We start from the raw sequence: 23,955 nt of genomic DNA, 5'->3' as shown, positions 1-23,955 counted from the left end.
GTAAATCCCCGGGGGAGTATGCCAAGGGGAGTGGTGGCCGTCACCCAGGGGGTCCCACTGAGTGGGCCGCCTCCGCTGATTTCGTGAACCCGGACGGATCACGGACAATTGACCAGTTGCGAGAGCAACACAGCAGGTGGCAGAGGCCGCAACGTACAAGCGGCTTCGTCATGACCACGAGAAGGAAGAGATCTCAAGAATGCCTCCGAAGAAGAAGATCGCAGCGCTCGTCAAGGTGCAGCTGCAGGCCGGCTCCGCGACCCCGGCCCCGCCGGTCGGTACCGCGCTCGGTCCGCACGGCGTCAACATCATGGAGTTCTGCAAGGCGTACAACGCCCAGACCGAGTCCATGCGCGGCAACGTCGTCCCCGTCGAGATCACCATCTACGAGGACCGCTCGTTCACCTTCATCACCAAGACCCCGCCGGCCGCTGAGCTGATCAAGAAGGCCGCCGGCCTCAAGAAGGGCTCGTCCGTCCCGCACAAGGACAAGGTCGGCAAGCTGACCAAGGACCAGGTGCGCGAGATCGCGACCACCAAGCTGCCCGACCTCAACGCGGAGGACATCGACGCCGCGATGAAGATCGTCGAGGGCACCGCCCGCTCCATGGGCGTCACCACCGACTGACCGTGGGAGAGCCGCGCTGGCTCGCTAACCACATCTCCTCTTAACTACCGAAGGAATCACCATGCAGCGCAGCAAGACCTACCGCGCGGCGTCGGAGACGTTCGACAAGAACGAGCTGTACGCCCCGCTGGCCGCGATCAAGATCGCCAAGTCCTCCAGCAAGAAGAAGTTCGACGAGACCGTTGACGTCGTCATGCGTCTCGGCGTCGACCCCCGCAAGGCCGACCAGATGGTGCGCGGCACCGTCAGCCTGCCCCACGGCACCGGTAAGACGATGCGCGTCATCGTCTTCGCCGCTGCTCCGGACAAGGCCGAGGCCGCTCGCGAGGCCGGCGCGGACGTCGTCGGTGGCGACGACCTCATCGAGAAGGTCTCCGGTGGCTGGCTCGACTTCGACGCCGTCGTCGCGACCCCCGACATGATGGGCAAGGTCGGTCGCCTCGGCCGCGTGCTCGGCCCCCGTGGCCTCATGCCGAACCCGAAGACCGGCACCGTCACCCCGGACCCGGCCAAGGCCGTGACCGACATCAAGGGCGGCAAGATCGACTTCCGGGTCGACCGTCACGCCAACCTTCACTTCATCATCGGCAAGGCCTCCTTCTCCGAGGCCCAGCTCGCTGAGAACTACGCCGCTGCTCTCGAGGAGGTGCTTCGTCTGAAGCCGTCCTCCTCCAAGGGCCGCTACCTGAAGAAGGTCACCCTCTCGACCACCATGGGCCCCGGTGTCCAGGTCGACCCCAACCGCATCAAGAACGTCGCGGGTGAGGACGAGGCCTGAGCCTCGACTGACCACACGAGCGCCGCTGCCCGGTTTCGGGCAGCGGCGCTCGTCGCATTTGGGCGCTGCGTACGGCTTGTTTCGGTCCTTCCGTCACTGCCCGTGGACCGCACCGGGGCCCTAGGTTCGGACGGTCGACGAAAGGAACATCGGTGCTCAGACTTCGTGCTCTCGTCCCGGTCCTCGCCGTAGCCCTGGTCACGACGGCGGGCGTCACCGCCGCCGCGGCCGACCCGCCCGAACCGGTGGTCCGGACCGACAAGGGAGCGGTCCGCGGCGTTGCCCACGACGGCTTCCGAACCTTCCAGGGGATCCCGTACGCCGCCCCGCCGGTCGGCGGGCTCCGCTGGCGCGCCCCGGCGCCGGCCGATTCGTGGACGGGTGTGCGGGATGCCACCGAACCGGGCAGCCAGTGCGCGCAGCCGGCTCCGGCGTACGGAGGTGCGACGACCTACGACGAGGACTGCCTGTTCCTCAACGTGTTCGCCCCGAACCGGCCGGCCAAGCGGAAGCTGCCGGTGATGGTGTGGTTCCACGGCGGCGGGAACACCACCGGCTCCAGCTCGGGCTACGACGCGAGCAAGCTCGCCGTCGAGGGTGACGTGGTGGTCGTGACGGTCAACTACCGCCTCGGCGCGATCGGCTGGCTGGCGCATCCCGAGCTGGACGGGGCGTACGAGTCCGGCAACTACGGCTTGCTCGATCAGCAGGCTGCGCTGCGCTGGGTGCATCGCAACATCGCTGCCTTCGGTGGCAACCGGCGCAACGTGACGATCTTCGGTGAGTCGGCCGGGTCGATCGACACCTGCGCCCAGATCGCCTCGCCGGCCGCCGCCGGGCTGTTCCACAAGGCGATCCCGCAGAGCGGGAGCTGTGCGGCCGGCGCCCGCAGCGACGCGGGCTCCGAGGCGGAGGGTCAACGGCTCGCCGCCGCGGTGGGCTGCGGCGAGGCGGATGATGTGGCCGCCTGCCTGCGGGCCACCCCTGTCAAGGAGCTGATCGAGGCCTTCGGCGCGGCCGGGCTCAACGCCGGACCTGTCGTCGGCGACCCGAGGGTGCTGCCGCGGACCTACCCCGATGCCATCGACTCCGGACGGTTCAACCGGGTGCCGGTGATGCACGGCTCGACCCTGGACGAGATGCGGCTCTACGTCGGGCTCGAGTACCCGCAGCCGATCACAACGGCGAAGTACGAGCAGATCGTACGCAGCAGCTACGGCCCCGCCGCCGATGCCGTCCTCGGGCTCTACCCGGCGAGCGCTTACGACGAGCCGCGGCACGCCCTGGCAGCGATCCGTACCGACTCGGCCGGAGCACTGTCCACCTGCGCCCATCAGGACGCGTTCGCGAAGCTCGAGGCCGCCGGGGTGCCGGTCTTCGCCTATCAGTTCGCCGACCGGGGCGCACCGCCACTGATCGACATGCCCGGCTACGAGGAGGGCGCCGAGCACGCCACCGAGCTGACGTTCCTGTTCCCGGGGCTCCTCGGTGAGCTGGACGAAGAACAACAGGAGCTGTCCGACACGATGGTCGGCTACTGGACCTCGTTCGCCCATCACGGTCGCCCGGTCGCGCCTGGAGCACCTCGTTGGCCGGCCTTCCGGGACTCCGGCGACGTACTCCAGCTGGCTTCTGGCAAGGCCGGGATTCGCCCGGTGGACACGGCCGCGGCGAGCCACTGTGAGTTCTGGGCCACCGTTCTCGGTTGATGCACGATCTCATCACGATGGCCCGCGACCCCCAGGGGTAGCGGGCCATCGGTGTCCAAAGACACGTAGAGTGCCCCGCATGAATCTGCGGAAGCTCGCTGCTGCCCTGACCGTTCCCGTCCTCGGCCTGGCGCTCGCCGCCTGCGGTGGCGGCGACGAGGGTGGCACCTCCCCGTCAGGTGCGAAGCTGGTCAAGGCCGACACCCTGACCATCTGCACGCACCTTCCCTACAAGCCGTTCGAGTTCAACGAGGGCGGCGAGGTCGTCGGCTTCGACATCGACGTGCTCAAGATCGCGGCCGACGCCGAGAAGCTCGAGACCGAGGTCGTCAACATCGGCTGGGAGACCATCGTCTCCGGCGAGGCCCTCAACTCCGGCAAGTGTGACGTCGCCGCCGGCGCGATGACGATCAACGAGGAGCGCGAGAAGGTCATGGACTTCACCGAGCCCTACTTCGAGGCGACCCAGGCCCTGATGACCAAGAAGGGTGCGGGCTACACCGCTCTCGAGGACCTCGGTGGCAAGACCATCGCCGTCCAGGAGGCCACCACGGGCGCCGACTACGTCAAGGAGAACGCCCCGGAGGACGCCAAGATCATCACCCTCGAGGACTCCGCGCTGATGATGCAGGCGGTCAAGTCCGGCAAGGCCGACGCGGGCGTCAACGACAACGGTCTGCTCTACGACTTCGTCAAGGACAACACCGACATGGAGATCACCAGCGAGTTCCAGACTGGTGAGGCGTACGGCTTCTCGGTGAAGAAGAACGGCAACGACAAGCTGCTCGACGTGCTCAACAAGGGCATCAACGACAAGGCCGCCTACGACGAGGTCTACAAGAAGTGGTTCGGGGAGGCTGCCGCGCAGTGACCAGCGCGGCAGTGGTTCCCAAGAAGCGGATGTCGCCGCGCAAGCGCGCGGCGCTCGCCCGCTACATCCAGTACGCCATCCTGGTGCTGTTGGTCGTCGTCGTCGCGCTGATCGCCGACTGGGGTGAGATCCGGCGGGCGTTCCTCGACCTCGACATCGCCTCTCAGCTGTTCCCCGATGTCATCGTGATCGCGCTCAAGAACACGATCATCTACACCGCCTGCGGGTTCGCCTTCGGGCTGGCGCTCGGACTGGTGCTGGCGCTGATGCGGCTCTCGAGCGTCGGTCCGTACCGGTGGATCTCGACCGGCATCATCGAGCTTTTCCGCGGGCTGCCGGCGCTGGTCGTCTTCCTCGTGCTCGGGCTCGGGCTCTCGTTGGCCTTCGGGGTCCAGCTGTCCAACCTCACCACCGTCACACTGGCGCTCGGTCTGGTCGGCGGCGCCTACATGGCCGAGACGATCCGAGCAGGCATCCAGGCGGTGCCGAAGGGTCAGTACGAAGCGGCACGCACGCTGGGTATGACCCACACTCGCGCGATGGTCACCATCGTGATCCCGCAGGCGTTCCGCATCATCCTGCCGCCGCTGACCAACGAGCTGATCCTGCTCACCAAGGACTCCTCGCTGGTCTACATCCTGGGGCTCACCCTGGACGAGTACGAGCTGACCGCCTTCGGCCGCGAGAACATGAACGCCAACGCCAACCTGACGCCGATGGTCACGATCGCGCTGTGCTACCTGCTGATCACGGTGCCGCTCTCGATCGTCGTACGCCGCATGGAAGCCAAGTCCGGGAAGGCCCGCTGATGACCCAGACCGAGACCGCATCGGACGCCGGCCGCGGCACGGCCGTGATCGACGTACAGAACCTGCACAAGTACTTCGGCGACAACGAGGTCCTCAAGGGCATCGACTTCCACATCGGCAGGGGCGAGGTCGTCTGTGTGATCGGGCCGTCCGGTTCGGGGAAGTCGACGCTGCTGCGGTGCGTGAACCTGCTCGAGGAGCCCACGAGCGGCACGATCCTGGTGGATGGTGACGAGATCACCGACCCGGACGCCGACGTCGACGCGCTGCGCGCCCGGATCGGGATGGTCTTCCAGCAGTTCAACCTGTTCCCGCACATGACCGTGCTGCGCAACCTGACCGTGGCGCAGGAGAAGGTCCTCAAGCGCGGCCGGGCCGAGGCCACCGAGATCGCCCGGGCCAACCTGGAGAAGGTCGGGCTCTCGGAGAAGGCCGACGCCTACCCGGCTCACCTCTCCGGTGGCCAGCAGCAGCGCGTGGCCATCGCCCGGGCGCTGTCGATGAACCCCGACATGATGCTCTTCGACGAGCCGACCTCCGCGCTGGACCCCGAGCTCGTCGGGGATGTTCTGGCGGTCATGAAGGACCTGGCTGCTGAGGGCATGACCATGATGGTGGTGACCCACGAGATGAGCTTCGCCCGCGAGGTCGCCGACAAGGTCGTCTTCATGGACGGCGGCGTGATCGTCGAGGAGGGCCTTCCGGCCGACGTCCTCGGCAACCCCCAGCACGAGCGCACCCAGGCGTTCTTGTCGCGCGTGCTCTGACCTTTCCGATCGATAGTCCAGGGAGTTTCCGTCGGTTACCAGCGGGTAGACCGACGGGAACTCCCTGGACTATCTCGTCTCGGCGGCGTGCGCAGCCGCCAGAGGCGTGGCTGTAGTCAGTGCCAGACACAGGCCGGCTCCTGCCAGCCAGGCCGTCGGCACGGCGTGTGACATCAGGCTGGTCGTCAGTAACGGTCCGATCGTCTGCGCGATCCCCCAGCAGGTGCCGTACGCCGCCAGATAGCCCGCCCGCGAGGCGTCGGTGGCGGCCAGGCCGGCCACGAGCGCGATCGGCGGGCCGAGGAGAAGTACCTCACCCAGGGCGACGATCGCGGAGCCGAGTGCGAGGAGCGGCAGCGGTGCTGCGTACGCGATCACGGCGAAGCCGGCGGCCATCAGGACCAGTCCCGCGCGGATGAGCGTGAAGGGCCGGGCGGCGGCGCCACGGAGCAGGCGCTGGCCGGCGATCGTGACCAGTGCGGCGACCACCAGCAGCCAGCCGGTGGCCGCGGCGTCGTGCCCGCGGGCGGAGACGGTGAGGGGAAGAGCGATCGTGCTCAGGATCCATGCGGTGGCGAACCCGGTGCCGAGCGCGAGCATCGTCAGGAGCCGGCGATCACGCCACGGACTCGGCCCGGACCGCTGCCGGCGCACACCTCGAGCCGTGGTGTCACGCACGAGTGCGAGGACGAGAACCGCGGCACACAGACAGGTGAGCGCATCGGCGACGAAGAGCAGGCGCAGGTCGATACCGCCCACGAGGGCGGCCAGCGCTCCTGCCGCCACACCGGCGACCGCCATCGCAGCGCCATAGAGTCCGTACGCCTGCGGCCGCCGCTCGACCTCCACCGATTCCGCGATCAGCGCCTGGGAGGCGGGCTCGTAGATCTCGTACGCCAGCCCGAGCAGCGTCGCGCCGATCAGCGCGCCGGCGATCCCCGGAGACGCGGCGATGACCAGCTGGGCCACCGCGCAGGCGACGAGTCCCGCGACGATGGTCGCCCGGCGGCCCACCGTGTCGGCCATCCACCCGCCGAGGAGCCGCGACGGGATGGTGGCGACACCGAAGGCCGTCACGACCGCACCGGCCGTGGCGAGGGAGGCCCCGTGCACCTCCACCAGGGCGACCGCCATGAAGGCCATGGCGAAGGAACCCAGCCGGTTCACCGCCCTGGCGATGACCAACACGACGAGGGATCGCGGCCACCGTGCGCCCCAGTGACTGGTCAATGGTTGAATGACGGTCATGGCTGAGACGGTAGGACCCGAGTTCGTGACTGGTCAAATACATTTCGACAGTCACGTACACACGGTGACCGAGCAGGCCTGCAAGCTCGTCAACGCGCTGACCCCGGGGCATGACGGCACCCGTCCGGTGCAGCCGCCTCCCGGCGGCCGGCGGGCGCAGGTCGTCAGCGACCTGCTGGCCCGTTCCGACTACCAGCCCACGGTCGAGGAACCAGAAGCCGACGGGATGGTCGCGCTCGCCGAGTCTCTACGTGTCGTTTTCGAGGCAGCGGCCGAAGGTGACCTCGACACCGCCGCCATCGCGGTCAACGCGCTGATGCGCGAGATGGGCTCGGTCCCACAGCTCGACCGGGCCCGCGGGGGAGGCTGGGCGTTGCACTTCCACGGCCGCGACCCCGGCCTCGTCATCGGCTGGGGCGCGGGGATCGCCGCCGGCCTCGCCCTGGCGATCGGCTCCGACCTGGCCGGCCGCCTCGGCGTCTGCCAGGCCGACCCGTGCGACCGCGTCTTCGTCGACACCTCCAAGAACGCCGGCCGCCGCTTCTGCTCCACCCGCTGCCAGAGCCGGGTGAAGGCGGCCGCCCACCGCGCCCGCCAGAAGTAGTGCGGCCAAACGAGATACTGCTGAGGGCGACCCTCGCGGTCGATAGGGTCTGCGACGTGCCTACGCCTGATGACTACTTCGTGACTCTCGCTGAGCTGCAGGCCGAGTTCGCCGCCGCGCTCGAGCAGGCCGACCCGGACGTGCCGGTTCCGTCCTGCGACGACTGGTCCATCGGCGACCTGGCCGATCACCTGTCAGGGGTGCACCACTGGGCGGCGGCGATGGCGCGCGACGAGGACGAGGAGCCGCTGCCGGTGCCGTTGGACCTGGTCGGGGCCTACGAGGCGCAGGCGGCCGAGCTGCGCGAGACGCTCTCGGCGCTGGGGCCGGAGGCGACCGGCCGGATCCTCAACGGGCTGACCGAGGACGGCCGTGGGCCGGTCTCGTTCTGGTTCCGGCGTCAGGTGCACGAGACCCTCGTTCACCTCTGGGACATCCGCTCTGCGCTCGGGCTCCCCGCACCCGAGGCGACGCCTGAGCTCTGGGCCGACACGGTCGACGAGGTGTTGACCGTGATGTACCCGCGGCAGATCGCCCTCAAGCGCACCCGAAAGGTCGTGACCCGCATCGAGCTGACCGCGACCGACATCGACCAGACCTGGGCGATCGGGGCGCCGAACGCGGTGCAGAAGGTGTCCGTCACCGGATCCGCGCGCGACCTGGCGCTGCTGCTCTGGGGTCGTACGTCGCCTCGGGCCGCCGAGCTGACCGTCACCGGTGACGAGGCTGCTCTCGCCGAAGCGCTATCCCGTGCGCTCGTCCCGTAGCCGGACACGGTCGGCGCGGCCGGTCCAGTAGCCGACCCAGACCGCCCCGACGAGCGAGAAGACTCCGAGGGCGACCGGCGCTGCGGCGATCGTGAAGACCGCGGCCAGCCCGGAGACCAGGAGCGGTCCGCCGGTGCCGCCGAGGTCGCCGCACAGCCGCCAGCCGCCGAGGAACTGGGCGCGTCCGTCGGCCGGTGCGGCATCGGCGCCGAGCGTCATCACGATCCCCGAGCCGAGGCCGTTGCCGATGGCGATCAGCGCCATCACCGCGCCCAGGCTGAGCGCGTCGTGGGTGAGGGGGAGCAGCAGGCAGCCGAGGCCGACGGCTAGCACCACCGGGATCGCCACGACCTGCCGCCCGCGGTGGTCGAGCAGCCAGCCGCCGGGGAGGGTGAGGGCGATGTCGACCAGGGCCGCCCCGGCGAAGAGCAGCGAGACAACCGAGGCCTCGAGGTGGATGTGGTCGGCCCAGAGCGGGAGCAGGCCGGTGCGTACGGACCGCGAGATCCCGATGATCACCACGGCCACCCCGAGCGTGGCGAAGGTCCGGCGGTGGGTCCACAGCACGCTGCGTACGCTCAGATGCTCCTGCTTGCGCGAGCGGGTGCGACCGAGCTCGGGCATCCAGCCACCGATCACCGCCGAGCACAGCGACATCGCGGCCGCGAACAGGAAGACCACGGGGAGCCCGAAGGCGTGGATGAGCCCGGCGCCGAGCAGCGGTCCGACGAAGACCCCGAGCCGGAACGACCCGCCCAGCAGCGACATCGCCCGCGCCCGGTGGGAGAGCGGGGTGGCGTCGATGAGGAAGCCCTGCCGCGCGATCAGGAACGCCGTCCAGCTCATTCCGCTCACGAACACGGCGACGGCGAGCACGGCGACCGAGCTGCTGAGGAACGCCACCGTCATCGCGACCGCGTCGAGCGCCCCGGCGCCCATCAGCGTCCGCCGCTCGCCGATCCGCGCCACCAGCGACCCTGCGGGCAACGAGGTGGCCAGCGACCCGATCCCGAGCAGTGCGACCACGAACGCGGCCGTCGACGCGTCCGCGCCCAGGTCGGAGGCCCGAAGCGCCAGCACCGGCATCACCGCGCCGTGCCCCATGGAGCTGACGATCGATGGCGCGTACGCCACCAGCGCGATGTCTCGGAACCGGAACTCCGTCGTCGTCTCCGTCGTCACCCCTTTACTCTGCCCGATTCATTACCAAGGCTCACTATTTGTACGCCGGCCGAGACGTCACCTCCGCCGGTCGAAGCGTCACTCAGGTCGGCCGAGACGGCAGCGCGGTGCCCACTCGGCCGACGCGCGTGACGCCTCGGCCGACGGGAACGACGCCTCGGCGGGGGAGGTCACCAGCGGGAGTGGATGGCCTCGCGGAAGTGGGTGTCGTAGATCTGGTGTACGCCGGAGAGCAGCTCGTCGGAGAGTGCAGGCAGCGAGCCGGCGGCGGCGTTGGCGTGGGCCTGGGAGGTGTTGCGGGCGCCGGGGATGACGGTGGTGACGCCCGGCTGCTGAGCGACCCAGGCGAGGGCGACCTGCGCGGGCGTCGCGCCCTCGGGGCCGTGCTCGGCGACCAGGGCGGCGAACTCCTGGGCGGCCTCGACCCCGGTGGCGTAGTCGACGCCGGAGAAGGTCTCGCCGACGTCGAAGGCCTCGCCGTGGCGGTTGTAGGTGCGGTGGTCGTCGGCGGCGAACGTCGTCGACTCCGAGTAGCGCCCGGACAGCAGCCCGGAGGCCAGCGGCACCCGCGCGATGATCCCGACACCTGCGTCCGCGGCCGCCGGAACCACGAGCTCCAGCGGCTTGAGCCGGAACGCGTTCAGGATGATCTGGACGGAGGCCACGTGGGGCCTCGCGATCGCGGCCAGGGCCTGGTCGCAGGTCTCCACACTGACGCCGTACGCAGCGATCACCCCTTCCGAGACCAGGGTGTCCAGCGCGTCATAGGTCGCAGCGGACTCGATCGTCTCCGTCGGCGGGCAGTGCAGTTGCACCAGGTCGATCGTGTCGACCCCGAGGTTGGTGCGCGAGCGGTCCAGCCACTCGCGGAAGGCGGTGAGCGTGTAGTTCGCGGGGACCTGGTCCACCCGACGCCCCATCTTCGTGGCCACGAAGATCCCGTCGTGCGACCGCAGGAACCGCCCGATCACCTGCTCGCTCCGGCCGTCCCCGTAGACGTCGGCGGTGTCGAGGAAGGTGACCCCGTCACCCACCGCGGCCTCGAGCACCGCGAGCGCATCCGACTCGCTGACCTCGCCCCAGTCGGCGCCGAGCTGCCAGGTGCCGAGACCGATGACCGACGCCGAGCGACCGATCCTTCCGAAGGTGTGGCTCTCCATGCCGCAAACGTACTGCCCGCCGATTTGGCGGCACCCCGCGGCGTACGCATAATTGTTGTCTGAAACCAGAGACCGCCGGTTGTCAGGTGCGCATGCACTCGATCGAAGGTTCCGCAGGATGCGGACGGCCAGCGTAGGTGAAGAGCAAGACGAGATCGTACGTCACGCCCTGAGCCTGCGCTCGGGGCGTTTGTCATGCAGGGCCCTCACCGACGGAATCGATTCCCGGAAGAAGGAGACCCATGGCGCGGGCTGACAAGCAGGCTGCCGTTGCCGAGATCGCTGACGAGTTCAGCGCCTCGACCGGTGCCGTGCTGACCGAGTACCGCGGTCTCACCGTGGGCGAGCTGAAGACTCTTCGTCGCTCGCTCGGTGAGCACGCAAACTACGCCGTGGTCAAGAACACGCTGGCCAAGATCGCTGCCTCTCAGAGCGGCATCGAAGGCTTCGATGACCTGCTGACCGGCCCGACCGCGATCGCCTTCATCAAGGGTGACGTCGTCGAGGCGGCCAAGGGTCTGCGTGACTTTGCCAAGGCCAACCCCAACCTTGTCATCAAGGGCGGGTACCTCGACGGCAAGGCCATCGACGCTGCTGAGGTTGGCAAGCTTGCCGACCTCGAGTCGCGCGAGGTCCTGCTCGCCAAGCTTGCGGGCGCGTTCACCGCGTCGCTGTCGCAGGCTCTGTACGCCTTCAACGCTCTGCCCTCGAAGACCGCGCAGCTCGCTGCCGCTCTCGAGGCCAAGGCCGCGGAGGACCCCTCGATCCTCGCAGGTGGTGCCGCTGAGCCGGCTGCCGCCGAGGAGGCTCCGGCCGAGGCCTGATGGCCCCGGTCGTAACTAACCACCACCTGTAACCCGGCCCCGCTGCGTACTCACAGAAAAACGCACAGGGCCACCACGAAAGGAAATGCCATCATGGCGAAGCTCTCCACCGACGAGCTGCTCGACGCTTTCAAGGAGCTCACCCTCATCGAGCTCTCCGAGTTCGTCAAGGCCTTCGAGGACACCTTCGGTGTCACCGCTGCCGCTCCGGTCGCCGTTGCCGCTGCCGGCGCCCCGGGCGCCCCGGCCGCCGCCGCTGAGGAGGCCAAGGACGAGTTCGACGTCATCCTCGAGGCCGCTGGTGACAAGAAGATCAACGTCATCAAGGAGGTGCGCGCTCTGACCTCCCTCGGTCTGAAGGAGGCCAAGGAGCTCGTCGAGGGTGCCCCCAAGGCTGTCCTCGAGGCCGCCAACAAGGAGACCGCTGACAAGGCGAAGGAGGCCCTCGAGGCCGCCGGCGCCACGGTCACCGTCAAGTGATCTGAGGGCTTCGGCCCTTGAGCCCGGGTTCGGCGATTCCGCCGGACCCGGGCTTTCTACATCGCGGAAACAGTTCCGCAACAGATCGGTCAGATTGCAGCGCAGCGCTGCGATCGTTCAAACCGCGGGTTGCTACTCCTGAGTAGCCTCCCGCGGTTTGTTTCGTTATCTTGAACACACACCGGGCGTGAAAGGTCGCAATCCGACCGTCGACGTGTTGGCTGGGGGAGTTCGTCTCGGGTGGTGATCACCGTCATCGTTCGCAGGCCACTATGGTTTACAAAAGTGTGACGCGTGTCGCAGGAAGTGCGTAACCCCCGTCACACTCCGCCGTTAGTCGGGCAGTGGGGGCTTGAGGGAGACCCCCACGCGAACAGGAAGGGAGCCGGCCCGGATGGGTGTAGACGTAAAGATCGAAGGGCTGACCAAGAGCTTTGGTAAGCAGCTCATCTGGAAAGATGTCTCGTTGACCCTGCCCGCGGGCGAGATCAGCGTGATGCTGGGTCCGTCCGGCACGGGCAAGTCGGTGCTCCTCAAGACCCTGATCGGTCTGATCAAGCCCGACCAGGGCTCGGTGGTCATCGAGGGTGTCGACATCGCCAGCTGCTCGGAGCGGGACCTCTACGAGGTCCGCAAGCTGTTCGGCGTGCTGTTCCAGGACGGCGCCATGTTCGGTTCCATGGACCTCTTCGACAACGTCGCGTTCCCGCTTCGTGAGCACACGAAGAAGAGCGAGTCCGAGATCCGCAACATCGTCATGGAGAAGATGGACCTGGTCGGTCTCATCGGTGCGGAGAACAAGCTTCCCGGCGAGATCTCCGGTGGTATGCGCAAGCGTGCCGGTCTGGCGCGTGCGCTGGTCCTCGACCCCGAGATCTTGCTGATCGACGAGCCCGACTCGGGTCTGGACCCGGTGCGTACGGCGTTCATCAACCAGCTCTTCATCGACCTGAACGCGCAGATCGACGCGACCTTCCTGATCGTGACCCACGACATCAACTCGACGCGGACGGTGCCGGACAACATCGGCCTGCTCTACCACAAGCATCTGGCGATGTACGGGCCCCGCGAGATGCTGCTGAGCTCCGAGGAGCCGGTGGTGCGGCAGTTCCTCAACGCCCAGACGATCGGCCCGATCGGTATGTCGGAGGAGAAGGACGCCGACGAGCTGGCCGCTGAGAAGGACATGGGCCTGCCGCCGCTGCCGCCGATCCCGATGCAGCTCGAGCCCTCCAACGGCATTCCGCGCAAGTACCAGCGTCCGCCGGGCGCCTGGTGCCGAGAGAACGGTGTCACCCCGCCGCCGGGATCGTTCCGAGCAGACGCGGCCATGGCCCCCGGCGGCGTGAAAGCAGCAGACCCCACAGAGGCTCCTCACTGATGTCATCTCTGACCGCCGCCAGGGTCCTGAAACCGATCGGGACCGCTGGCTCGCTCTTCGCATTCGGTCTGGACGTGGGCCGAGCCGTTTTCCGGCGCCCCTTCCAGTTCCGGGAGTTCATCCAGCAGGCGTGGTTCATCGCGTCGGTGACGATCGTCCCGACCGCGCTGGTCGCGATCCCCTTCGGCGCGGTCATCGCGCTGCAGGTCGGTGGCCTCGTGGCCCAGTTCGGTGCGCAGTCCTTCGTCGGGTCGGCCGCGGTGCTCGCGGTCGTCCAGCAGGCTGCCCCGATCGCGACCGCACTGCTGGTCGCGGGTGCCGGTGGGTCGGCGATCGCCGCCGACCTCGGTGCTCGGAAGATCCGTGAAGAGCTCGACGCCATGATGGTTCTGGGCATCGACCCGATCCAGCGGCTGGTGGTCCCCCGTGTTCTCGCCTGCATGATGATCGCGGTCTTCCTCAACGGCCTGGTCTCGATCGTCGGCGTCATGGGCGGGTACGTCTTCAACGTCATCATCCAGGGCGGCACCCCGGGTGCCTACCTGGCCAGCTTCACCGCGCTCGCGCAGATGGCCGACCTGTGGCAGGGCCTGGCGAAGGCGCTCGTGTTCGGTCTGATCGCGGCGATCGTGGCTTCGTACATGGGCATGAACGCCGGCGGCGGCCCCAAGGGCGTCGGTGACGCCGTGAACCAGTCGGTTGTCATCACGTTCCTGTTGCTGTTCATCGTGAACTTCGTGATGTCTGCGATCTTCCTGCAGATCATCCCGAGCAAGTCCGGATAGGAGGCGAGACGGATGGCAAACCTCAAAGCGATCTACGAGAAGCCCGCCAAGAGCCTCGACCACCTCGGTGACGAGCTCGGCTTCTACCTGCGCGCGATCTCGTGGTTCCCGCGCACACTGAGGCGCTACAAGAAGGAGATCCTCCGGATCCTCGCCGAGGTCACCCTCGGGTCGGGGGCGCTGGCCGTCATCGGCGGCACCGTCGGCGTGATCCTGGCGATGACCTTCTTCACCGGAGCCCAGGTCGGCCTCTCGGGCTACACCGCGCTCGACCAGCTCGGCACCTCGGCGTTCTCCGGCTTCGTGTCGGCCTACTTCAACACCCGCGAGATCGCGCCGCTGGTCGCCGGCATCGCGCTCGCGGCGACGGTCGGCTGCGGCTTCACCGCCCAGCTGGGCGCGATGCGTATCTCCGAAGAGGTGGATGCCCTCGAGGTCATGGCGATCCCGTCGTTGCCGTTCCTGGTGACCACCCGGATGATCGGCGGCCTGATCGCGATCGTGCCGCTCTACGTGGTCGGCCTGCTCTCCTCGTACGTCGCCACCCGGTTCACGGTGATCCTCTTCTACGGCCAGAGCGCGGGCACCTACGACCACTACTTCAACACGTTCCTGCCGCCCGTCGATGTGCTGTGGTCCTTCGGCAAGGTGCTGATCTTCGCCGTCGTGGTGATCCTGATCCACTGCTACCACGGCTACAACGCCTCCGGCGGCCCCGCGGGGGTCGGTGTCGCGGTCGGTAAGGCGGTGCGTACGAGCATCGTCGCCGTCTCCGTGCTCGACCTGATGCTCTCGATGGCGATCTGGGGCAGCACGACGACAGTGAGGTTGGCGGGATGACTCAGACACTCGCTCGCGACGAGGTCCATCACGACCTCCCCGCGCCGCACAAGAGGAGCGCCGTGGCGCTCGCCTGGGGCCGGCAGAAGGGCAAGATCCTCGGGGTCGTCTTCCTCGCCCTGCTCCTCGCGGCTCTCGTCCTGACCTGGGCGCAGTTCACCAACAAGTTCGGCAACTTCGAGGAGATCACGCTCAAGGCCGACCGCATCGGTCTGCAGCTCCCCGAGCGCGCCGACGTGAAGGTCCGTGGCCTGATCGTCGGCGAGGTCCTCGAGATGAAGCCGACCGACGAGGGCGCCGAGCTGACCCTGGGGCTGTTCCCCGACGAGATCAGCAAGGTCCACCCGGACGTGACCGGAGCGATCCTCCCGAAGACCCTCTTCGGCCAGAAGTACGTCTCGCTGGTCCCGCCCGACACCGACTTCACCGAGCCGATCAAGGCCGGTGCCGTCATCGAGAAGACGAAGATGGCCACCGAGGTCCAGGCCGTGCTGCGCGACCTCTACCCGCTGCTGCGGACGATCCAGCCGGCCGACCTCAACAACACGCTCAACGCGCTCGCCACCGCGCTCGAGGGTCGCGGCGACAAGCTCGGTGAGTCGCTCGACACCCTCGACTCCTACCTGAAGCGGCTCAACCCCGAGATCCCCGCGCTGATCGAGGACCTCGAGCTCGCCACCGAGGTCTCCGGCACCTACCAGGCCGTGCTCCCGGAGATCGGTCAGATCCTGCGCAACACCATCGTCACCGCGACCACGCTCGAGGACCGCGAGGTGGAGCTCAAGAAGATGCTGACCGACGTCACCGCGTTCTCCAACACCGCCGACCGGTTCCTCGACGACAACGGCGACACGCTGATCCAGGTCGGCGAGGTCGGCCGGCCGGTCACCCAGACGCTGGCCCGATACGCCCCGATGTTCCCGTGCCTCATCGGTGGCATGGACATCCTGACCGACGAGTTCACCGAAGTGTTCCGCAACAACACCGTTCACATCACGCTGGAGACGCTGCCGCACCAGTCGCGTCCCTACTCGACCAAGGACAAGCCGCGCTACGGCGAGGACAGCGGGCCCTACTGCGGTGAGATGCCGAACGCGTCCTGGAGCCAGAAGAAGCCGTTCGCGCCGTTCCCGAACAAGGACGACGGCGTCGACGAGCCCACCGGGAAGGGTGTCATGCGCTCCGCCACCGGGGCGACCGGATACTCGGCCCTGTCCTACGTCGGTACGTCGGCCGAGACCGATGTCATCAACGAGCTGTTCGCCCCGGGCATGGGCATGACCGCCAGCGAGGTCCCGGACCTCGGCGGGCTGCTGCTCGGCCCGGCCGCACGTGGAGCTGAGGTGACGTACGAATGAGTGCAGTGAAGCTCTTCGACGCCAAGACCTTCCAGGACTTCTGGAAGCTGGTGATCTTCGTGATCGTCACGACCCTCGCCACCGGCCTGCTCGCGATCACCATCGGCAACGTCACCTTCGGCCAGAGCGATGAGTACAAGGCCGTCTTCACCGACGTCACCGGTGTGAACAAGGGCGACGACGTACGCATCTCCGGGGTCAAGGTCGGCTCGGTCAAGGACATCGAGATCTCCGACGATGCCCGCAGCGCGGTAGTCACCTTCACGGTCGACAGCGCGCAGCAGATCGCGACCACGACCGAGGCGACGATCAAGTACCGCAACCTGATCGGCCAGCGCTATCTCGCGCTGACCAACCAGCTGGTGGGCGACGCCTCCGCGATGCAGGAGGGCCAGACCATCCCGGTCGGGCAGACCCACCCGGCGCTCGACCTGACCGTGCTCTTCAACGGCTTCAAGCCGCTCTTCCAGGCGCTGTCGCCCAACGACGTCAACACCCTGTCGTACGAGATCGTCCAGGTCTTCCAGGGCGAGGGCGGCACGCTGGAGAGCCTGCTCTCCCACACGGCCTCGCTGACCTCGACGCTGGCCGAGAAGGACCAGATCATCAACGCCCTGATCGACAACCTCACCGAGGTGCTCGAGCACGTCGGCGATCGCGAGAAGGAGCTCTCCAGCCTGATCGTGACCTTCCGCGACTTCGTCGGCGGCCTCAACAACGACCGCGAGGCGATCCTCGGCTCCCTGGACCAGATCTCGGCGCTCTCCGTGGAGACCGCTGACCTGGTGCACGAGGCGAAGGACCCGCTGCTGGAGGACCTGCGGCAGGCCCGGAGGTTCTCCGACGAGGTCGCCAAGGACAAGCGCCAGCTCGACGACGCCCTCGAGCTCCAGCCGATCAAGCTGGACAAGATCGGCGCGACGGCCAGCTACGGCGGCTGGTTCAACTTCTACCTGTGCGGTCTGCGGGGCACGATCCGAGACCCTGAGGGCAAGGACCTCGAGATTCCGCTCTACGAGCCCGGTCAAGCGAGGTGCAACCTCGGATGATTCCCTTCCGCGAACGTAACCCAGTCAAGATCGGCGCCGTCTCGATCGCCGTCCTCGCCATGCTGATGGTGATGGCGTTCAAGGCCGACAGCCTGCCGCTGATCGGTGGTGGCACCACCTACTACGCCAACTTCTCCGAGGCCGGTGGCCTCAAGACCGGCGACGAGGTCCGGGTGGCCGGTGTCCGGGTCGGCAAGGTCGACTCGATCGAGCTGGACGGCAACCAGGTCAAGGTCGGCTTCAAGATCCGCGAGAAGGTCAACTTCGGTGAGAACTCCGGAGCGGGCGTACGCGTGAAGACGCTGCTCGGCGACATGTTCCTCGAGCTGCAGCCGGCCGGAGAGGGCCAGATGAAGGCGGGAGCCACCATCCCGGTGGACCGCACGGAGTCTCCCTACGACGTGGTCGAGGCCTTCGAGGGCCTGGCCGACACCTCCGCCAACATCGACAAGGACCAGCTCGCCGCAGCGCTCACCACGCTCGCCGACCTGACCCGGTCGACGCCGGAGGAGTTCCAGGCCGCTCTCACCGGCGTCTCCGACCTCTCCCGCAACCTGGCCGCGAAGGACGAGCGCATCGAGTCGCTGCTCACCCAGCTCGACCGGGTGACGAAGGTGCTCGACGAGCGCGACGAGGACCTGATCACGCTGATGAACGACGCCAATCAGCTCTTCGCTGCGTTGGTCGAGCGGCGCGAGGCGGTCCACAACCTGCTGATCTCGACCCAGCAGCTCTCGAAGGAGCTCTCCCAGCTGGTCGACGACAGCCGCGCCGACCTCAAGCCGGCGCTGGAGAGCCTCGACGTGATCCTCGACGTCTTCACGAAGAACGAGGAGAACCTCGAGAAGTCCCTGCGGCTGATGGCTCCGTTCTACAAGGTCTTCAACAACACCCTGGGCAACGGTCCCTGGTGGGACACATACATCCAGAACATGCCTCCCGTCCCGGCTCTCACTGGGGGGACCCCATGAACAAGGTCGTCATTCCGATCATCATCGGTGCTCTCGTCCTCGGGGTCGGGGCCTGGGCGCTGGTCCGCGACACCGGTGAGAAGACGCTCGTGGCGCACTTCCCGCGCACGGTCTCGCTCTACGAGGGCAGCGACCTGCGCGTGCTCGGCGTCGCCGTCGGCAAGGTGACGAAGGTCGAGCCGAACGGCACCGACGTCAAGGTCACCCTGGAATACAAGAGCGACGTCGACCTGCCCGCGGACGCGAAGGCCGTGATCATCTCGCCGTCGATCGTCGGTGACCGCTACGTCCAGGTCACGCCGGCCTACGACGGCGGCAAGAAGCTGGCCGACGGTGCGGTGCTGAGCACCGACAAGACCTCGGTCCCGGTCGAGCTCGACCAGATCTACTCCAGCGTCGACGACCTCGTGGTCGCGATCGGTCCCGACGGAGCCAACAAGAACGGCGCCCTCACCGACCTGCTGCAGCAGACCGCGAAGAACCTCGGCGGTCAGGGCGAGAAGATCAACTCGACTGTCGGCGACCTCGGCAAGCTGACCAAGGTGCTCGACAACCGTGACGAGCAGTTCTTCGACTCCGCCGAGCAGCTCGAAGGCTTCATCGGCACGCTCGCCGAGAACGACAAGACCGTACGCGACTTCGCCCAGGCCCTCGCCGAGGTCTCCTCGATGCTGGAGGGTGAGCGCGAAGAGCTCGCCGCGTCGATGAAGAACCTCTCGGTGGCGCTGAACAAGGTGACCCAGTTCGTCCGGGACAACAAGGCGATCCTGCGCGAGGACATCCAGAGCCTCAACCGGATCGGCAAGGTCCTGGTGCGGCAGCGCAAGGCGCTCGACGAGAGCCTCCGGACCGCACCGCTGGCGCTCAACAACCTGGGCCTGGCGTACAACCCGGAGACCGCCACGCTCGACACCAACGCCAACATCACGATGGTCCTCGACGAGATCATCGAGAACCCGGCCTCGTTCCTGTGCAGCCTCGTGGACCAGGCGACCGACGGCAGCAGCGCCGAGATCTGCTCGCAGATCCGGCAGATGCCGGGGCTGAACCGCTCCGCGGCGATCGGGCTCGGCACGGGTTCGTCCTACGGGGTGCCCTATGACATGTCGCTCGGCGGCCTCGTGGAGGTGAAATGATGACGACGATGAAGCGCGCCCTCCAGGCGTTCGCCGGTGTGGTCGCCGGCGCTCTGATGCTGACCGGCTGCGGCACCTTCTCCGTCTACGATCTGCCGCTCCCGGGCGGTGTGGACGCCGGTGACGACGCGATCTCGGTCACCGCGCAGTTCGAGGACACCCTCGACCTGGTGCCCCAGTCGACCGTCAAGCTCGAGGACATCGACGTCGGCAAGATCAACAAGATCTGGCTCGACGACGGCGTCGCCACCGTCGAGATGCTGCTGAAGAAGGACGTCAGCCTGCCGAGCAACGCGCGGGCATCGATCCAGCAGACCTCCCTGCTGGGCGAGAAGTTCGTCTCGCTGGAGCGGCCGGCCGAGCCCGATTCGACCAAGCTCGCCGACGGCTCGACCATCCCGCTGTCGCAGACCGGCCGCAACCCGGAGATCGAAGAGGTCTTCAGTGCGCTGAGCCTGCTGCTCAACGGTGGTGGTGTGGCCCAGCTGAAGACGATCTCGACCGAGCTCAACAAGGCGCTCGCCGGCCGTGAGGACTCCGCCCGCTCCGTACTCCACCAGGTGGAGAAGCTGGCACGCGACCTCGACAACAACAAGGAGAAGATCGTCGCGGCCATCGAGGCGCTCGATGCGCTGGCGAAGGCCACCAACGCGCAGATGGGCTCCATCGACGCCGCCCTCGACGAGCTGCCCTCGGCGATCTCCAGCATCGACAAGCAGCGCGCCGACCTGGTCAAGATGCTCAAGGCCCTGGAGCGGCTCGGAGACACCGGCGTACGCGTCATCCGGGCGTCCAAGGACAACACCATCGGCATCATCAAGGATCTCAGGCCGCTCCTGTCGAACCTGGCCGACTCCGGCGACGACTTCGTCCGGGCGATGAACACGATCCTCACCTATCCGTTCGTCGATGCGGCGGTCGGTGGATCGCCGCAGGCCGCGCGCAACCTGCACATGGGTGACTTCGTCAACCTCGACGTCACCGTCGACCTCAACCTCGACACGCTGCTCCAGAACGCGCCTCGGGTCGGCGACACCGTCTGCTGGGGTCTCGAGGAGATCAACCGGAAGCTCAAGACCTTCCCGGACGAGGAGACGGCTCTCGACTGGCTCAACAACCTCACGAACGTCTGCAAGGACGGCGGGCTGGCCAGCGCCATCGACACCTGCCAGGAGGTGCTGACGGGACAGTCCTCCTCGGCGCCCCAGGCATGCGTGACGGGCGTGCTGGGTTCGATCGGGAAGACCCTCGACGGCCTGCTCGGGCTCGGCGCTCCCTCCTCCAACGGCGGGAGCACCACCGACGACGGCTCCGGGTGCGTACTACTCCTGTTCTGCCGTGCCGGCGCGACGCCGGGAACGCATGCGGTGACGTACGACGAGCTGAGCAAGGAGCTCGACCCGGGGCTGACCTCGCTGATGATCCCCGCGCTGAGCACCTCGAGCAACACTCATCAGGAGGGCGTCTCATGATCACCCGCCGTACGAAGATGCAGTTGATGGTCTTCTTGCTGATCACCCTCGTCGGGGTCAGCTTCGTCGGTGCGCGCTACGCCCGCCTGGGCTCCCTGTTCGTCAAGGACCACTACGTCGTGATGGCCCACTTCGAGCAGTCCGGCGGCATCTACGAGGACGCCGAGGTCGACTACCGAGGCGTCAAGATCGGCCAGGTCGGCGAGCTGGTGCTCAACCGCAGCGGCGTCGACGTGACCCTGAAGATCGACAAGGGGTGGGAGGACAAGATCCCGGCCGACAGCCTCGCCGTGGTCGGCAACCGCTCCGCCGTCGGTGAGCAGTACGTCGAGCTGCAGCCGCAGTCGAAGGGCGGGCCCTACCTCGAGGACGGCTCCGAGATCGCCCGCGCCGCGACGACCACGCCGCTGCCGACCGAGAAGCTCCTCGAGGACGTCACCACGACGGTGAACTCGGTCGACCAGAAGGCGCTCACCACGACCATCGACGAGCTCGGCAAGGGGTTCGCCGGCACCGGTCAGGATCTGCAGACCATCATCGACACCGGCACCGCCTTCGTGGAGACCGCCGACCAGAACTTCGCCCTCACCACCCAGCTGATCCGGGACAGCAACACCGTCCTCCAGGGCCAGCTGGACAGCAGCTCGGCGATCAAGTCGTTCGCGACCGACCTGGAGCTGTTCACCGGCACCCTGGCCGGCTCCAACAAGGACCTGATCAGGCTGATCGAGAGCGGCTCGGCCAGCTCGATCGAGCTGCGGCAGTTCCTGGAGCAGAACGACGTGGAGATCAGCGAGCTCCTCAACGAGGTGCTGGTGACCGGCAAGGTCGTGCGGAAGAACCTGCCGGGCGTCAGGCACCTGCTCTCGATCTTCCCCGTCGTCGTCGAGGGCAGCTTCGCGGTCGTCGACGTCGGCCACCCCGGACTGGCGCAGGCCCACTTCGGGTTGGCGCTGACCAGCCAGGCGCCGTGCAAGCAGGGCTACGAGAGCACCAAGAAGCGCAGCCCGCTGGACCTGCAGAGCCGTCCGTTCAACACGGAGGTCTCCTGCACCGAGGCCCCGACCAAGTCGAACCCTCGTGGCTCCAGCCAGGTGCCGCGTGCGGCCGTCGGCGGCACCGACTCGATCGCCAGCTTCGACCCGGAGACCGGAGAGCTCACCTGGGGCGAGGCCGAGGAGACCACGGTGTCGACCGCGGCTCCCGCCTCCTACGGCGACGACGCCTGGAAGTGGCTCTACCTGCAGCCGATGGAGACCGAGTAGCCGCACCCTGACCACCACGCAGCCGACCGGGGTCGGGGCCCGAAGTGCTGCCGCATCGACCGACTCGCCCGCGGCGTACGGTGTTGATGCTTGGAAATGGCTCCTGGAGCCGCTGACCACAGAGAGTGATCCGTCTTGAGCACCACGACCGACCCCGGACCCGACACGGAGACCGGCGCAGAGACCGACCAGGCGACCGCGAACCGGGGCGCCCTGCTCCGCTGGGGCGTCCTGGCCCTGCTGATCGCCGTGATCCTGGCGGCCGTCGGCTACGTCGGCTGGCAGCTGACCCGCGGCGCCGACGAGTCGGTGGTGAGCCAGCGCGAGAAGGTCATGGCGGCGGCCGACAAGTTCGTCGGCCGGGTCAACACCTACGGTCCCGATGATGTCGGCAGCGACAAGAAGACGATGCCGAAGTATCGCGAGCGGGTGGGTGAGCTGCTGACCCCGAAGTTCGAGAAGAGCTTCCTGGGCAACGTCGCCTTCGCCGAGGCCACCGTCGTCCAGCAGGGCGTCGGTCGCACCACGAGCGTGCACAGCACGGGCGTCGCCGGCCTCGACGAGGACAGCGCGACCGTGCTCGTCGTCGCCGAGCTGGCGATCAGCTACCCGAAGTCCGAGGGCTCCGAGGAGCGCGTCGAGGCGGCGCGTCAGCTCGCCCGGACGGAGGTGGAGCTGGTGAAGCAGAACGGCAAGTGGCTGGTCGACGACTGGTACCCCGCCGAGGAAGCTCCTACTTCGGAAAGCAGCGAAGGGGTGACACCATGAGTTCCACGATGACTAGTCCGACCTGGTACGACCTGCTCGACGTCGAGCCCGATGCCGCCACCGACGACATCCGCGCGGCGTGGAAGTCCGCGATCGCCGACCTGGACCCCACCGACCGCCGCTTCCGCACCCTCAACGATGCCGCCGCGGTCCTGCTGGACGAGAAGAAGCGGGCTGCGTACGACGCGGAGCTGGCCGCTCTCGAGGAGGCTGCGGTCGAGGACGAGGACCGCGAGGCCGACGAGGAGACCGCCGACGTCGAGGTGGCGGCCGCCGCAGAGGACGACGAGCCTGCCGACGAGGAGCCCGCCGCCGAGGAGAGTGCGGCCACCGGACGTACGCTGCCGCTGCTCCCGACGTGGGGGCTGCTCGCCGCCGGCGCGCTCGCCCTCGCCTCGGTCGTCGCCGCCGGCGTGGTCTTCTTCGGGCAGGAGAAGGTCAGCACCGTCGCCAACAACAACGTCACGACCAGCACCGTCGAGGGTGCGGTGGGCAAGCAGATCACCCGCAACCACAAGCTCCTCGTCGAGGAGCAGGGCGGCGAGGCGCTCGAGGCGGCCAAGAAGGCCGTCGTCCCGCTGCTCTCCTACGACTACAGCAAGATGGACGAGTCGAAGAGCAAGGCTCACGACGTGATGACGAAGGACTACCGCGAGGACTACGACCGGCTCTTCGCCGTGCTCGTGGACAACGTCCCCGAGACGAAGACCGTGGTGAAGACGCTCGCCCCGGTCGACGCCGGCGTCATCCGGGTCTCCGAGGACACCGTGCAGATCCTCGTGCTGGTCGACCGTCAGGTCACCAACGCCCAGCGGAGCACCCCGATCGGCTACCAGGAGTACGCGATGCTCACGATGGCCAAGGTCGGCGACGAGTGGCTGGTGGACAAGGTCGAGACCCAGCCCAGCCAGGACTAGGCCGCGCTGTTGCCCGGCTCCAGGGCCTTTGCGCTACCTGTCAAGTGATTGGAATGACTTTCCCGTGGGTCGGACCGATTGGCGCGGGTGCTTGACCCAGGGTGCCGATGGGGCGCATGATCATCCGCGATGCTCGACAATGGCACTGCACCGACAACGCCGACGGTCGAGCGCCGCAGGTGTGAA

The 23,955-nt window shown here is 67.6% G+C and carries 24 protein-coding genes; 21 read left to right on the top strand and 3 right to left on the bottom strand.

All coding sequences use genetic code 11. The features are described from left to right. Positions 1–199 precede the first annotated feature (199 nt). From rplK to ABT304_RS03565, 6 genes are all read left to right on the top strand, one after another. Positions 200–628 carry a 50S ribosomal protein L11 gene (rplK, locus tag ABT304_RS03590; RefSeq protein ID WP_160025595.1) on the top strand — a complete coding sequence of 143 codons (429 nt, stop codon included), beginning with the start codon at positions 200–202 and terminating at the stop codon, positions 626–628. Positions 629–689: 61 nt separating this feature from the next. After that, positions 690–1,406, top strand: coding sequence for a 50S ribosomal protein L1 (gene rplA / locus ABT304_RS03585; RefSeq protein WP_350713375.1), 717 nt, complete (start codon positions 690–692; stop codon positions 1,404–1,406). 152 nt (positions 1,407–1,558) lie between these two features. After that, on the top strand, positions 1,559–3,115 hold the full coding sequence (locus ABT304_RS03580) for a carboxylesterase/lipase family protein (RefSeq protein WP_350713374.1): 1,557 nt from the start codon (positions 1,559–1,561) through the stop codon (positions 3,113–3,115). 79 nt (positions 3,116–3,194) lie between these two features. Further along, on the top strand, positions 3,195–3,986 hold the full coding sequence (locus tag ABT304_RS03575) for an ABC transporter substrate-binding protein (protein WP_350713373.1): 792 nt from the start codon (positions 3,195–3,197) through the stop codon (positions 3,984–3,986). Then, positions 3,983–4,795, top strand: a complete 813-nt coding sequence (locus ABT304_RS03570) for an amino acid ABC transporter permease (protein ID WP_350713372.1) — start codon at positions 3,983–3,985, stop codon at positions 4,793–4,795. The genes ABT304_RS03575 and ABT304_RS03570 overlap by 4 nt, the downstream gene beginning before the upstream one ends. After that, positions 4,795–5,562: an amino acid ABC transporter ATP-binding protein gene (locus ABT304_RS03565; protein ID WP_350713371.1), complete on the top strand. Its 768-nt coding sequence runs from the start codon at positions 4,795–4,797 to the stop codon at positions 5,560–5,562. The genes ABT304_RS03570 and ABT304_RS03565 overlap by 1 nt, the downstream gene beginning before the upstream one ends. Positions 5,563–5,631: 69 nt before the next feature. On the opposite strand, the gene ABT304_RS03560 is transcribed toward ABT304_RS03565, so the two are convergent. Further along, on the bottom strand, positions 5,632–6,810 hold the full coding sequence (locus ABT304_RS03560; protein WP_350713370.1) for an MFS transporter: 1,179 nt from the start codon (positions 6,808–6,810) through the stop codon (positions 5,632–5,634). Here ABT304_RS03560 and ABT304_RS03555 point away from each other — a divergent pair. Further along, entirely contained in the window at positions 6,809–7,414 is a 606-nt protein-coding gene (locus tag ABT304_RS03555; RefSeq protein ID WP_350713369.1) for a CGNR zinc finger domain-containing protein, read from the top strand. The two genes, ABT304_RS03560 and ABT304_RS03555, sit on opposite strands and share 2 nt — an antisense overlap. 56 nt (positions 7,415–7,470) lie before the next feature. After that, positions 7,471–8,181 (top strand): maleylpyruvate isomerase family mycothiol-dependent enzyme, encoded by a 711-nt coding sequence (locus tag ABT304_RS03550; protein ID WP_350713368.1) that lies wholly within the window; start codon positions 7,471–7,473, stop codon positions 8,179–8,181. Here the strand turns inward: ABT304_RS03550 and ABT304_RS03545 are convergent. Together ABT304_RS03545 and ABT304_RS03540 are read right to left on the bottom strand one after the other, a co-directional pair. Then, positions 8,158–9,363 (bottom strand): MFS transporter, encoded by a 1,206-nt coding sequence (locus ABT304_RS03545; protein WP_350713367.1) that lies wholly within the window; start codon positions 9,361–9,363, stop codon positions 8,158–8,160. The genes ABT304_RS03550 and ABT304_RS03545 overlap by 24 nt on opposite strands. Before the next feature lie 170 nt (positions 9,364–9,533). Next, complete coding sequence (locus ABT304_RS03540) at positions 9,534–10,523, bottom strand: aldo/keto reductase (protein WP_350713366.1); 990 nt, start codon at positions 10,521–10,523, stop codon at positions 9,534–9,536. A 242-nt stretch (positions 10,524–10,765) separates the two neighbouring features. Between ABT304_RS03540 and rplJ the strand changes: the two genes are divergently transcribed. From rplJ to ABT304_RS03475, 13 genes are all read left to right on the top strand, one after another. After that, a complete protein-coding gene (gene rplJ / locus ABT304_RS03535; RefSeq protein ID WP_141802531.1) occupies positions 10,766–11,347 on the top strand; it encodes a 50S ribosomal protein L10 in 582 nt (193 codons plus the stop codon). A gap of 93 nt (positions 11,348–11,440) precedes the next feature. Then, positions 11,441–11,827, top strand: coding sequence for a 50S ribosomal protein L7/L12 (gene rplL / locus ABT304_RS03530; protein ID WP_141802532.1), 387 nt, complete (start codon positions 11,441–11,443; stop codon positions 11,825–11,827). A gap of 394 nt (positions 11,828–12,221) precedes the next feature. Then, on the top strand, positions 12,222–13,208 hold the full coding sequence (locus tag ABT304_RS03525; RefSeq protein WP_350713365.1) for an ABC transporter ATP-binding protein: 987 nt from the start codon (positions 12,222–12,224) through the stop codon (positions 13,206–13,208). Beyond that, positions 13,208–13,993 (top strand): MlaE family ABC transporter permease, encoded by a 786-nt coding sequence (locus ABT304_RS03520; protein WP_160025586.1) that lies wholly within the window; start codon positions 13,208–13,210, stop codon positions 13,991–13,993. The genes ABT304_RS03525 and ABT304_RS03520 overlap by 1 nt, the downstream gene beginning before the upstream one ends. Before the next feature lie 12 nt (positions 13,994–14,005). Continuing rightward, the gene (locus ABT304_RS03515) at positions 14,006–14,833 is read left to right on the top strand and encodes an MlaE family ABC transporter permease (RefSeq protein ID WP_160025585.1); all 828 of its coding nucleotides are present in this window, start codon (positions 14,006–14,008) and stop codon (positions 14,831–14,833) included. Further along, complete coding sequence (locus tag ABT304_RS03510; RefSeq protein ID WP_350713364.1) at positions 14,830–16,191, top strand: MCE family protein; 1,362 nt, start codon at positions 14,830–14,832, stop codon at positions 16,189–16,191. The genes ABT304_RS03515 and ABT304_RS03510 overlap by 4 nt, the downstream gene beginning before the upstream one ends. Next, positions 16,188–17,240, top strand: coding sequence for an MCE family protein (locus tag ABT304_RS03505; RefSeq protein WP_350713363.1), 1,053 nt, complete (start codon positions 16,188–16,190; stop codon positions 17,238–17,240). The genes ABT304_RS03510 and ABT304_RS03505 overlap by 4 nt, the downstream gene beginning before the upstream one ends. Beyond that, positions 17,237–18,211, top strand: a complete 975-nt coding sequence (locus tag ABT304_RS03500; RefSeq protein WP_350713362.1) for an MCE family protein — start codon at positions 17,237–17,239, stop codon at positions 18,209–18,211. The genes ABT304_RS03505 and ABT304_RS03500 overlap by 4 nt, the downstream gene beginning before the upstream one ends. Then, positions 18,208–19,347 carry an MCE family protein gene (locus ABT304_RS03495; protein WP_350713361.1) on the top strand — a complete coding sequence of 380 codons (1,140 nt, stop codon included), beginning with the start codon at positions 18,208–18,210 and terminating at the stop codon, positions 19,345–19,347. Before ABT304_RS03500 ends, ABT304_RS03495 begins: the two co-directional genes overlap by 4 nt. Further along, entirely contained in the window at positions 19,347–20,819 is a 1,473-nt protein-coding gene (locus ABT304_RS03490) for an MCE family protein (protein ID WP_350713360.1), read from the top strand. Before ABT304_RS03495 ends, ABT304_RS03490 begins: the two co-directional genes overlap by 1 nt. Continuing rightward, positions 20,816–22,084, top strand: coding sequence for an MCE family protein (locus ABT304_RS03485; protein ID WP_350713359.1), 1,269 nt, complete (start codon positions 20,816–20,818; stop codon positions 22,082–22,084). Before ABT304_RS03490 ends, ABT304_RS03485 begins: the two co-directional genes overlap by 4 nt. A 135-nt stretch (positions 22,085–22,219) precedes the next feature. Further along, entirely contained in the window at positions 22,220–22,852 is a 633-nt protein-coding gene (locus ABT304_RS03480) for a hypothetical protein (protein ID WP_350713358.1), read from the top strand. Between the two features lie 8 nt (positions 22,853–22,860). Then, positions 22,861–23,769 (top strand): J domain-containing protein, encoded by a 909-nt coding sequence (locus ABT304_RS03475; RefSeq protein WP_350713357.1) that lies wholly within the window; start codon positions 22,861–22,863, stop codon positions 23,767–23,769. The last annotated feature ends 186 nt before the right edge of the window (positions 23,770–23,955 follow it).

Source organism: Nocardioides sp. NPDC000445 (assembly GCF_040300245.1).
Taxonomy (GTDB): domain Bacteria; phylum Actinomycetota; class Actinomycetes; order Propionibacteriales; family Nocardioidaceae; genus Nocardioides.
This window is presented reverse-complemented; position numbering and strand designations above follow the sequence as displayed.